9 protein-coding genes are annotated in these 12,009 nt (G+C 66.7%); 6 read left to right on the top strand and 3 right to left on the bottom strand.

The window, feature by feature from the left end; translation table 11 throughout:
- Positions 1-2 precede the first annotated feature (2 nt).
- Complete coding sequence (locus tag B9C43_RS22760; RefSeq protein WP_143446505.1) at positions 3-1,085, bottom strand: AsnC family protein; 1,083 nt, start codon at positions 1,083-1,085, stop codon at positions 3-5.
- Between the two features lie 164 nt (positions 1,086-1,249).
- Between B9C43_RS22760 and B9C43_RS22755 the strand changes: the two genes are divergently transcribed.
- Genes B9C43_RS22755 through B9C43_RS22740 form a run of 4 tightly spaced genes read left to right on the top strand, consistent with a single transcriptional unit; the run spans position 1,250 to position 5,445 of the window.
- A complete protein-coding gene (locus B9C43_RS22755) occupies positions 1,250-2,647 on the top strand; it encodes an extracellular solute-binding protein (RefSeq protein WP_084428837.1) in 1,398 nt (465 codons plus the stop codon).
- On the top strand, positions 2,634-3,572 hold the full coding sequence (locus B9C43_RS22750) for a carbohydrate ABC transporter permease (RefSeq protein ID WP_200825641.1): 939 nt from the start codon (positions 2,634-2,636) through the stop codon (positions 3,570-3,572). The genes B9C43_RS22755 and B9C43_RS22750 overlap by 14 nt, the downstream gene beginning before the upstream one ends.
- Entirely contained in the window at positions 3,569-4,387 is an 819-nt protein-coding gene (locus tag B9C43_RS22745; RefSeq protein ID WP_084428836.1) for a carbohydrate ABC transporter permease, read from the top strand. Before B9C43_RS22750 ends, B9C43_RS22745 begins: the two co-directional genes overlap by 4 nt.
- Positions 4,387-5,445 carry an ABC transporter ATP-binding protein gene (locus B9C43_RS22740; RefSeq protein WP_084428835.1) on the top strand — a complete coding sequence of 353 codons (1,059 nt, stop codon included), beginning with the start codon at positions 4,387-4,389 and terminating at the stop codon, positions 5,443-5,445. The genes B9C43_RS22745 and B9C43_RS22740 overlap by 1 nt, the downstream gene beginning before the upstream one ends.
- Here B9C43_RS22740 and B9C43_RS22735 read toward each other — a convergent pair.
- On the bottom strand, positions 5,442-6,044 hold the full coding sequence (locus B9C43_RS22735; RefSeq protein ID WP_084428834.1) for a nucleoside/nucleotide kinase family protein: 603 nt from the start codon (positions 6,042-6,044) through the stop codon (positions 5,442-5,444). The genes B9C43_RS22740 and B9C43_RS22735 overlap by 4 nt on opposite strands.
- 36 nt (positions 6,045-6,080) lie before the next feature.
- Here B9C43_RS22735 and dnaE point away from each other — a divergent pair, with 36 nt between their 5' ends.
- On the top strand, positions 6,081-9,665 hold the full coding sequence (dnaE, locus tag B9C43_RS22730; RefSeq protein ID WP_084428833.1) for a DNA polymerase III subunit alpha: 3,585 nt from the start codon (positions 6,081-6,083) through the stop codon (positions 9,663-9,665).
- A gap of 4 nt (positions 9,666-9,669) precedes the next feature.
- Here dnaE and B9C43_RS22725 read toward each other — a convergent pair whose 3' ends face one another.
- On the bottom strand, positions 9,670-10,485 hold the full coding sequence (locus B9C43_RS22725) for a hypothetical protein (RefSeq protein WP_084428832.1): 816 nt from the start codon (positions 10,483-10,485) through the stop codon (positions 9,670-9,672).
- A gap of 106 nt (positions 10,486-10,591) precedes the next feature.
- Here B9C43_RS22725 and B9C43_RS22720 point away from each other — a divergent pair, with 106 nt between their 5' ends.
- Positions 10,592-11,872 (top strand): adenosylmethionine--8-amino-7-oxononanoate transaminase, encoded by a 1,281-nt coding sequence (locus tag B9C43_RS22720; protein ID WP_235038769.1) that lies wholly within the window; start codon positions 10,592-10,594, stop codon positions 11,870-11,872.
- Positions 11,873-12,009 lie beyond the last annotated feature (137 nt).

Raw genomic sequence — 12,009 nt, 5'->3', positions numbered from 1 at the left:
GGCTACGGCTCCACAGTCCAGATGAGCGCCTTGGACGTGTCGTCGGGCCGTGCTGTCCAGCGGACGGCTGTGACCTCGACGTTCTCGGGCAGGACGTACACCGCGTGCCCTCCTGCGGTCTCGCCTGGCGCCACGCCGATGCGGTGCGGCGGGCGAGACGACAGCGACACCGGGGCTTTCGGCACGGTCTGGCCGTCCTTGGTGACCAGGACGAGGTACAGGTCGGGCAGGGAGTTGAACGCTTGCGCGCCCCGGTTGACCATCTCGGTGTGCACGACGACCGAGCGTTCACCTTCCTGCAACCGGTATCCCGCTGCGGTGAACAGGAAGTCGGCGGGGTCGACCACCTCGACGAGCTGGATCGCCAGGTACTCGCCCTCGAGGCCCTCGGTTTCGAGCGTGCCGCCGACCTTGCCGGTGCGCGCGGAGGCCGGGCGAGCCTGCTGAACCTGGACGGGAGCGTGCATCTGGACGGGGGCGGGCTGGTCACCGCGGGCCCACGAGGCCGTCTGCGGCGGCCCCCATGTGCTCATCACGGGATCCGGCGGGGACGCTGGCTGGACCGGGATCGGCTGGCTGGGTGGCTGAGCAGGCCCCGCGTAGCGCCCTGACGGCGTGCCGTGGACCGGATAGGGCCCGGACGGCGTGGCCGGGGCTGGAGGCGGATACGCCCCTGAGGGCGTGCCCGCTGGATGCGAATACGGACCCGACGGCGTGCCCTGCGGAAACGCCGGGGGATACGCGTTCGCGCCTGATGGCGGGCCGACGGGATAACCCGACGGTGGCGGATATGCGCCAGCGGGGGCGACGTTCGGCGGGTAGGCACTGGCCGGGTACACGCCCGATGGTGTTCCTTGGACCGGGTAGCTCGGCGGCGTGACGGCCGCGAGCGCGGCCCGTATCCCGTTCGGATCACATTCCACACCTACGACCAGCGGCAATCCGTTGGCGGACAGTGCGACAAGCCGGGACGCCACTTCCCGAGGGTCCATCCCCATCCGGGCGGCCACCTCGTGCACGGCCGCCCTGCCCATCTCGGCGATCAGGCTGAGCAGGCGCATGTCCACGGGATCGGGGGTCACCACGGCTGGAAACGCTACCCCGTCGCAGTGACCAGCGCGTGCACCGCCGTATCCCTCTCGCCCGAACGGGCACGTCCCTCTCTTGTCATTGATCACCTTCTGGCAGAAGATACGGCCACCCAACCGCCAGTGGGTTTTGGTGAAGGTTTCACTTGGGAGGCGCGACGATGCGACGATGGCCCTTGATGTCCCTGCTGGTGGCCGTGCCGTTGCTGGCCGCCGGGTGCGTCGGCAAGTCCGCTGACACGAACACCGGGCAGAACGCCGACGCCAAGGAGTTCACCCTGACGATCTCCGCGAACGCGCTCGAAGGCGGCAAGAACGCCAACATAGCCAAGTGGACCGTCGAGTACGTGATCCCCAAGTTCGTCGAGGCGCAGAAGGCCAAGGGCGTCAACGCCACGGTCCGGTTCGAGGGCAACGGCGCGGACGACAAGGACTTCAAGACCAAGGTCGCGCTCGACCTGAAGACCGGCGGCGGCGCCGACGTCCAGGAGATCGACGGGATCTGGCTCGGTGAGTTCGCGCAGGCCGGGCAGGCCAAGCCGCTGGCCGATCTGGTCGGCAAGGACAAAATGGACGCGTGGGAGGGCTGGTCGAAGATCCCGCCTGCCGTCGCCGCGCTCGGTGACTTCGAAGGAAAGCGGTACGGCGTCCCGGTCGGCACCGACGGCCGTGTCCTGTACTTCAACAAGAAGCTCTTCGCACAGGCCGGGCTGCCCGCGGACTGGCAGCCGCGCAGCTGGGACGAAGTCCTGCAGGCCGGGCAGAAGCTCAAGAGCATCCCGGATGTGGTGCCGATCCAGTTGAACGCGGGTACCGCGATGACCGAGGCCACGACGATGCAGGGCGTACTGCCGTTGCTCGTCGGCACCGGCAAACCCATTTACGACAACGGGAAGTGGCAGGGCGGCACGCAGAACGTCAAGGACGTTCTCGGGCTGTACCAGAAGGTCTACTCCGGCGGCCTCGGTGACCCGCTGCTGCAGCAGGAGGCCAAGGGGCGCGACAAGTCCTTCGCCCAGTTCGCCGACAACAAGATCGGCATCTTGCTGGAGAGCGACTACTTCTGGCGCGCGGTGGTCAACCCCACCAACGGTGTCGCCAAGATGGCCGACCGGGACACCGCGGTCGGCTGGGCCAGGATTCCGGCCGAGCGGGCCGGTTCGGGTGTCGGCGGCCAGGACTTCGTGAGCATGTCCGGCGGGACGATCCGGATGGTCAACCCGAACTCCAAGTACCCGCAGCAGGCCTGGGAACTCCTGCAGTTCATGAACTCGTTCGACGCCACCAAGGCCCGCGTGTCCAGCACGCCTCAGATCACCGTGCGCACTGACGTGAACGACGAGGTCCTCAAGGGCGACCCGATGCTGTCGTTCGTGTCCAAGGAGGTCCTGCCGATCACCCGCTACCGCCCCGGCCTGGCGCAGTACACGCAGGTCTCCGCCGCCCTGCAGCAGGCGACGGCGGACGTCGTCGCGGGCAAGACCCCCGACGAGGCCGCGGCGGCGTACCAGCAGGCTGTGGTCAAGGCGGTCGGCGAGGGCAACGTTGCCACCGGCTGACATCGCGACCGCTCCACCACCGGTCACCGCGAAGAAGACCAAGAACTCCGCGCTGGCGACCGACTCGGCCGGCCTTGGCCGGGGCCGGGCGCTGCTGTTCGTGACGCCCGCGCTGGTGCTGATCGGGGTGTTCCTGGTCTTCCCCGCGCTGTGGAGCATCTACATCGGACTGACCAACTACACGTTGACCGGTCCGACGTCGGTGAGTCCGGAGATCGTCGGCGTCGACAACATCACCGACGCGCTGGGCGACCCGCTGTTCGGTAATTCCCTGTGGCTGACGTTGGTTTTTGTGTTCGGCTCGGCGTTGATCGGCCAGAACATCCTCGGGTTCACCCTGGCGTGGATGCTGCGCAGTGCGCGGCGCTGGCTGCGTCGCCTGGTCGAAGCGCTGGTGCTGCTGGCGTGGATCCTGCCGAGCACAGTTGTCGCGTACCTGTGGGTCGCGGTGCTGGATCGCGATGGCGGCACGCTCAACGCGTTGGTGAGCACGCCGGGCACGGCTTGGCTGATCGAGTACCCGATGCTCAGCCTGATCGTGTTCAACGTGTGGCGTGGCACCGCTTTCTCGATGCTGCTGTACAGTTCCGCGCTGGACGTGGTGCCGCCGTCCCAGCTGGAGACGGCGCGGATGGTCGGCGCGGGCAAGCTCAGCACCCTCAAGGATGTCGTCTTCCCGCACATCCGCGGGCACGTGCTGACCAACACACTGCTGATCACGTTGTGGACTGCCAACGACTTCACCCCGTTCCTGCTGACCGCGGGCGGGCCGAACCACCAGTCTGAGACGCTGCCGGTGTTCATCTACCAGCAGGCCCTCGGTTCGGGAGTGCTCGGGTACGCCTCGGCGATCTCGTTGCTACTGTTGCTGGTCAACTTGGTGATCGCCTTGGTGTACCTCAGGTTGCTGCGGAGGCGCGGATGACATCCTTGGTACTGCGCCGGATCGCTTATACTGTGTTCTTCGCGGTGGTGCTGGCGTTCTTCGCGATCCCGATGCTGTGGCTGGCGAGCGCGCCCTTCGACAGCAGGCCGGGCCTCGGCTTGCGGTGGCCGGACTGGACTTTCGGCAACGTGTCGGCCACGTTCGACCATCCGTACGCACTGACCTCACTGGTGAATTCGTTGGTGCTGTGCGGATTGGCCATGGTCGTCACGACGGCGCTCGCGGCCTGTGCCGCCTACGCCCTTTCGCGAGTCCGGATTCCTGGCCGCGATGTGTTGCTGTACATGCTGTTGCTGCTGTCCAGCGTGGTCACCGGGACCGCGGCGATGGTGCCGATCTTCGTGATGATGTTCCAGCTCGGCCTGATCAATTCGCAGTACGGCACCGCGCTGGTGATCGCGGGCGGGATGCTGCCCGCCGCGATCTTCATCCTGAAGGACTTCGTGGACGCCGTTCCGCGGTCCTACGAGGAGTCGGCGCGGGTCTTCGGCGCCTCACCCCGCCAGATCCTGATGCACGTCGTGCTGCCGATCGCGCGCCCGGGCATCGCGACCATCGTGGTCTGGTCGTTCGTGCAGGCGTGGGGCAACTTCCTGTTGCCGTTCCTGTTGTTGCGTGACATCGGCAGCCAGCCTGCCGCCGTGCTGATGCGCACGCTGTACGACGAGGGCGGCAGTGCCAACCTGACTGTGATCCCGGTGTTCTCGCTGCTGTACTCGATCCCGGTGGTCGTGCTGTACCTGTTCGTGAGCAAGCGTTACGGCTTCCGTTTCCACGGAGGGATCAAGAGCTGATGGCCAGGATCAAGATCGACCAGCTGTCCACTGTGTACCCCAACGGGGTGCGCGCGGTGGACTCGCTCGACCTGGAGATCGCCGACGGCGAGTTCTTCGCCTTGCTCGGGCCGTCCGGCTGCGGGAAGACCACGCTGCTGCGCACGATCGCAGGCCTGGAAGACGCCACCGAAGGCACGGTGTCCATCGGCGAACAGGACGTCACCTCGACGGAACCAGGCAAGCGCAAAGTCGCGATGGTCTTCCAGGACTACGCGTTGTTCCCGCACATGACCGTGTCGGAGAACATCTCGTACCCGCTGAAGGTCCGGCGGCACCCCAAGGCCCAGCAACGGGAAGTCGCCGAGCGGACCGCCAACAGCCTGAGCCTCGGCGGACTGTTGGAGCGCAGGCCAGGTCAGCTCTCGGGTGGGCAGCAACAGCGAGTGGCGCTGGCCCGTGCGGTCGCGATCGACGCGGATGTCCTGCTGCTGGACGAACCACTGTCCAATCTGGACGCACGGCTGCGCCTCGAGGCAAGGACATTCCTCAAGCGCCTGCAGAAGGAAATCGGCGTCACGACGGTTTTTGTCACGCACGACCAAGCCGAAGCACTGGCTCTCGCCGACCGGATCGCGGTGATGGAGTCCGGCCGGATCCGTCAGCTGGGCAGCCCACGCGAGGTGTTCGGCCGGCCGGCGGACACGTTCGTCGCCAACTTCATCGGCTCGACCCCGATGAACCTGCTGGACGGCACCATCGACAACGGCCAATTGGCCGTCGCTGGAGCGAAACTCCCCGCGCCTGTGGACCTGCCGGACGAGACCAAGGTGACGGTCGGTGTCCGCCCGGAGTACCTCACGCTGGAAGCCGATGGCCAGGGGATCACCGGCACCGTGTCGACGATCGAGAACCTCGGCGTGAGTTCGCTGGTGACCCTGGAGTGCCCGGACGGCAGCCTGGTCGGCGTGACGGTCCGCGAGCAGCACGAACCGGCGATCGGCTCGAAGGTCACGGCCGTGCCCGAGCAGGGCCGCCTTCTGCTGTACAGCAAGGAGGACGGCACCATCCTCGGCTAGCCGACCCGCATGGCCGGGTGCTGCGGATCGTCGAAGCGGACGGCCACGTCCGCGGTCGTCAACGGATCCACCTCGGCGTCGTAACGGGCGAAAACGGGCAGGCTCCACGCGTCGTCCGCCGGTGTCCGGCGGGCGAGCGCGGCCGGGGAGAGCCAGAGGTGCACGGCCAGATCGAACGGCATTCCCCGGCCCAGCAACAATTCCCCGTCCACGACGACCACGCCGCCCGGCGGCAACGGGACGTAATCGGCCCGGGTGGCCCGGTCGGTCGCCGCGTTCCACAGCGATGGCAGAACCTTGTCACCCGTCAGCACCTCCCGCCGCAGCGCGCCTTCGTCCAGCCACGACGAATACCGCGATTCCTCGTCGGTCTTGCCGTGCTCGAAGCGCAGCGACGCGGGCCGCAGGAAGTCGTCGGCGCGCACCCTGATCACCTGCCTGCCCAGCACCCGCAGCGGGTCGATCAGCGCGTCCGCCAGGTCACCTGGCCTGGCCGCGGGCGCGCCGTCCACAACGACCCGCATCTGGCCGGAGACAGCGGTTATGCATGAGACGACATGATCGGTCAGTGCGACGAAGGACACAGGTTGGAAGCGCACCCCACAAGATTGTCAGACCTTGGGTGTACAACCGGGATGTCGCCGACGAGTCCGAGCAGGAGACGTTTAGGGTGGTGGATCGTGGCCGCTGACTCCTTCACTCACCTGCATGTGCACACCGAGTACTCGATGCTCGACGGAGCGGCGAAGCTGAAAGACATGTTCGCCCAGTGCGAGCAGCTCGGCATGACCTCCGTCGCGATCACCGACCACGGTCACATGAACGGGGTCTACGACTTCTTCAAGCAGGCGACCTCCGCGGGCATCAAGCCGATCCTCGGCATCGAGGCGTACCTGGCGCCCGGCTCGCGGCACGTGAAGGACCGGGTCCGCTGGGGCGACCCGTCGCAGAAGAGCGACGACGTGTCCGGTAGCGGTGCGTACACCCACCAGACGATCTGGGCACGCAACGCGACCGGCCTGCGCAACCTCATGCGCGCCGCCAGCCTCGCGTCGTTCGAGGGCCAGCTGGGCAAGTGGCCGCGGATGGACAAGGAGCTCATCGCCCAGCACTCCGAGGGCCTGATGGCCACGACCGGCTGCCCGTCCGGCGACGTGCAGACCCGGCTGCGCCTCGGCCAGTTCGACGAGGCCGTGAAGGCCGCAGGCGAGTGGCAGGACATCTACGGCAAGGACAACTTCTACGTCGAGCTGATGAACCACGGCATCGACATCGAGTTGAAGGTCCGCAAAGAGCTGATCGACGTCGCCAAGAAGGTCGGCATCCCGTTCGTCGTCACCAACGACTCGCACTACACGTACGCCCACGAGCGCGAGGCCCACGACGCGCTGCTGTGCGTGCAGACCGGCAAGACGCTGCAGGACCCGACCCGCTTCAAGTTCGACGGCGAGGGCTATTACCTGAAGTCGCCGGACGAGATGCGCGCGATCGACTCCAGCGAGGAGTGGCAGGAGGGCTGCCGCAACACCCTGCTGATCGCCGAGAAGGTCGACACGGAAGGCATGTTCACCTTCCGCAACCTGATGCCGAACTTCCCCATCCCCGAGGGGATGACCGAGGGCGACTACTTCAAGCAGCAGGTCTGGGAGGGCATGAAGCGCCGCTTCCCGGACGGCGTCGACGAGATCCACCGCCAGCAGGTGGAGTTCGAGATCGGCGTCATCCTGCAGATGGGCTTCCCGGCGTACTTCCTCGTGGTCGCCGACCTGATCAACTGGGCGAAGTCCAACGGCATCCGCGTCGGCCCTGGCCGTGGTTCGGCCGCAGGCGCGCTGATCGCGTACGCCATGGGCATCACGGACCTCGACCCGCTGGCGCACGGGCTGATCTTCGAGCGGTTCCTCAACCCGGACCGTGTCTCCCCGCCCGATATCGACATCGACTTCGACGAGCGCCGTCGTGGTGACGTCATCCGGTACGTGACCGAGAAGTGGGGCGAGGACAAGGTCGCCCAGGTGATCACGTTCGGCACGATCAAGGCGAAGGCCGCGATCAAGGACGCCGCCCGCGTGCTGTTCGGCCAGCCCGGCTACGCGATCGCCGACCGGATCTCCAAGGCCTACCCGCCCGCCGTGATGGCCAAGGACATCCCGTTGTCGGGCATCCACGACCCGCAGCACAAGCGGTACAACGAGGCCACCGAGATCCGGGCGCTGTACGAGCAGGACCCGCAGGTCAAGCAGATCATCGACACCGGGCGTGGCCTGGAGGGCCTGATCCGCAACGCCGGTGTGCACGCCTGTGCGGTCATCCTGTCGGCCGAGCCGCTGCTGGACGTGATCCCGCTGTGGAAGCGCCCGCAGGACGGCTCCATCATCACCCAGTTCGACTACCCCACGTGTGAATCGCTGGGCCTGCTGAAGATGGACTTCCTGGGCCTGCGCAACCTCACGGTGATCGACGACTGCCTGCGCAACATGGAGCGCAACGGCAAACCGCCGGTCGACCTGCAGACCGTGGCACTGGACGACAAAGCCACGTACGAGCTGCTCTCCCGGGGCGACACGCTCGGCGTGTTCCAGCTCGATGGTGGGCCCATGCGTGACCTGCTGCGCCTGATGCGCCCGGACAACTTCGAAGACATCTCCGCGGTCGGCGCGCTGTATCGGCCGGGTCCGATGGGTGCGAAGTCGCACACGAACTACGCGCTGCGCAAGAACGGCCAGCAGGAGATCACGCCGATCCACCCGGCGCTGGAAGAGCCGCTCAAGGACATCCTGGGCACGACCTACGGTCTGATCGTGTACCAGGAGCAGGTCATGGCGATCGCCCAGAAACTCGCCGGGTACACGCTCGGACAAGCAGACCTGCTGCGCCGGGCGATGGGTAAGAAGAAGAAGGAGATCCTGGACAAGGAGTTCGCCGGCTTCGAGGCGGGCATGCTGAAGAACGGCTACCCCAAGGACGCCGTCAAGACCCTCTGGGAAATCCTGGTCCCGTTCGCCGACTACGCGTTCAACAAAGCGCACTCCGCCGCGTACGGCCTGGTGTCGTACTGGACGGCGTACCTCAAGGCGAACTACCCCGCCGAGTACATGGCGGCGCTGTTGACGTCCGTGCGTGACGACAAGGACAAGGCGGCCGTCTACCTCGCCGAGTGCCGCAAGATGGGCATCACGGTGCTGCCGCCGGACGTCAACGAGTCCGAGCGTGACTTCGCGCCGGTCGGCCACGACATCCGGTTCGGCCTCGGCGCGATCCGCAACGTCGGCGCCAACGTGGTCGACTCGATCATCAAGGCACGGAACGAGAAGGGCGCGTTCGTCGACTTCTCCGACTTCCTGCGCAAGGTCGACGCCCAAGCGTGCAACAAGAAGGTCGTCGAATCGCTGATCAAAGCCGGTGCCTTCGACTCGCTCAAGCACCCGCGCAAGGGCCTGTTCCTGGTGCACACCGACGCGATCGACGCGGTCATGGATACCAAGCGCGCCGAGGCCGTCGGCCAGTTCGACTTGTTCGGCGGCGGCGATGCCGAAGGTGACGACGCCGGCAGCGTGTTCGACGTGAAGGTCCCCGAGGATGCGTGGGAGACCAAGCACCAGCTCGCGCTGGAGCGGGAAATGCTGGGCCTGTACGTCTCCGGGCACCCGCTGGACGGCGTCGAGCACATCCTGTCCGCGCAGTCCGACACCCCGATCGCGGCGATTCTCGAAGGCGGCATCGCCGACGGCACGCAGGTGACGATCGGCGGCATCCTCGCGTCAGTGACGCGACGGGTGAACAAGAACGGTGAGCCGTGGGCTTCCGCGCAGCTGGAAGACCTCGCCGGTGGCATCGAGGCGCTGTTCTTCCCGAAGACGTACTCGGTCGTCGGGATGAGCGTCGTCGAGGACGCGATCGTCCTGGTCAAGGCGAGGGTGGCGAAACGAGACGACCGGATCTCGCTGATCGCCAACGACCTCGTGGTGCCTGACCTCGAGTCGCTGGCAGGCAGCCAGCCGTTCCGCGTCAGCATGCCCGCGTCCAAGTGCACACCAACGGTGGTCGCTCAACTGAAGGACGCGTTGTCGACGCACCCCGGCACAACCGAGGTGCATCTGCGCCTGGTCAACGGCCAGCGCAAGACGCTGCTGCGGCTCGACGACACTTTGCGCGTCACCCCGAACCCGGCACTGATGGGCGACTTGAAAGCACTGCTCGGCCCCGGCTGCCTGGCCTGAGCAGTCAGCGGCTGGCTTGCGAGGCGAGCAGTAGCTCGTGGCGGGCCATGGCGGCGATCGGGGCGTGCGAGTTCGACAGCAGTGCCTCGTAGTCCCCGGTGAGCGTGGCGACTTCTTCGCGGGTGGGGGCGAGTGCCTTGTGCAGCATGAGGAAGCCGTTGAGGTCGGCGGCTTTGCCGCCTCGGCGCAGGCGGTAGAGGCAGCCTTCGAGCAGCATGCTGCGGTCGAGCGTGTGGTCTTCGGCGAGTTTGCGGGGCCAGTCGCCCGCTTCGAGCAGGGGGCCTAGGCCGTCTACTTCGAACAGTCGGCGGGCCAGCGATGCGCGGCTGGTGTCGGCGTGGCCGGTGGCGATCCAGGCGTATACGAGGCCGTCGGTGGCCAGGGGTTGGATGCCGGTGTGGGCTGCCAGGCCACGCACTAGTTGCTGCATGTCCGCATCGAGGCGGTCCGATGGCAGGCGCAGTGCGAGGCGGTCGACCAAGTCCGGTAGCCACGTCACTTGCCGGTCCCGGAGCACCTCGATGACCAGGTCGATCACGTCTGTGCCCGTTTCGTCCTCGCGGAGGCCGTTGCGGGCGATCCAGGCCGCGACGCTGGACGCGGAGGGCAACAATGCCGCGCCTGCGACGGTCATCGCGCACATTCTGGGCGTCCAGAACCGCTTACTCACGAATGCGCCGGTGCGTTGTTCCTTTTCGTAAACTCGCAGAGATTCCGTCAATTTCTTACGGGCCGCTGCGTCCAGATACCGGACCTGACGTGCGACGTTGTCCGGATCGCCGCCGTCGATGAACGGGTGCAGAACGGTCCACTCGGTCATGAATACGACGTTAGTCTGCCGCCCAACCGGCTGACGGCCCGGTCGGATGCCACCGAAGTGTCGAAATCGGGCCCTGAATGCGACCAATTGGCACTACGGTCGATCCGTGGACGTCGCCGAGTTGATCGCGTTGGACCGCGCGCACGTCTGGCATCCGTATGGGCCGATGCCGGGCACAAGGGACCCGTACGTCGTGGAATCCGCGTCGGGCGTACGACTGCACCTGGCCGACGGGCGTGACCTGGTGGACGGCATGTCGTCATGGTGGGCGGCCATCCACGGCTACCGGAACCCGCGGCTTGACCAAGCCATGGCCGACCAGGCGGGCCGCATGAGCCACGTCATGTTCGGCGGACTGACGCACGAGCCCGCCGTGCGGCTCGCGTCGCGTCTGGTCCAGATAACGCCGACGCCGCTGCGGCATGTGTTCCTCTGTGACTCAGGTTCGGTCTCGGTCGAAGTCGCCGTGAAGATGTGCCTGCAGTACTGGCGCTCGACCGGGCGCCCCGAGAAACACCGCATGATGACGTGGCGCGGCGGCTACCACGGCGACACGTTCCACCCGATGAGCGTCTGCGACCCGGACGGCGGAATGCATTCGCTCTGGCGTGGTGTCCTGCCGGAGCAGATCTTCGCGCCCACGCCCCCGGCGGGGTTCGACGCGGGTGTCGACCACGAGTACGTCGCGACCCTCGCCGACATGATCGAGCAGCACGCCGACGAGCTGGCCGCCGTGATCATCGAACCGCTGGTGCAGGGCGCGGGCGGCATGCGTTTCCACGACCCGCGCTACTTGCACGTACTGCGCGAGCTGACGCTGGCCAATGACGTGCTGCTGATCTTCGACGAGATCGCCACGGGCTTCGGCCGCACCGGAACGTTGTTCGCCGCCGACCACGCCGCCGTCAGCCCGGACGTCATGTGCCTGGGCAAGGCGCTGACCGGCGGCTACGTGTCAATGGCCGCGGCTTTGTGCACGGCCGAGGTGGCTGACGGGATATCGCAGGGGGAGTTGCCTGTGCTGGCGCACGGGCCGACCTTCATGGGCAATCCGTTGTCGTCGGCGGTGGCGAACGCTTCGATCGACCTTCTGCTCGAGGGAGATTGGGCCGCTGAGGTGCGGCGGATCGAGCACGGGCTGATCACCGGCCTGGAACCCGCGATCGACTTGCCCGGCGTGCTCGATGTCCGGGTGCTCGGCGCGATCGGCGTGGTGCAACTCGACCACCAGGTCGACGTGGCGGAGGCGACGAAGGCCTCGGTGGACGCAGGTGTGTGGCTCCGGCCGTTCCGGGACTTGATCTACACGATGCCGCCGTACATCACGTCGGACGAGGACCTCGCGCTGATCACCAAGGGCCTCTGCGCTGCGGTGGCGGCGGGCTGAATTCCGGCCTCCGGCCCCGAAATCCAGCCTACCGGTGATCATCGACGTTTCCGGGTGCGCGAAGATCCACTGCGCACACCTGTCCACAGGCGCTGAGTTGTCCACAGCGTGCACGACCTAACTCCAGTTGATCATGC

The organism is Kibdelosporangium aridum (assembly GCF_900176515.1).
Lineage (GTDB): Bacteria > Actinomycetota > Actinomycetes > Mycobacteriales > Pseudonocardiaceae > Kibdelosporangium > Kibdelosporangium aridum.
This window is presented reverse-complemented; position numbering and strand designations above follow the sequence as displayed.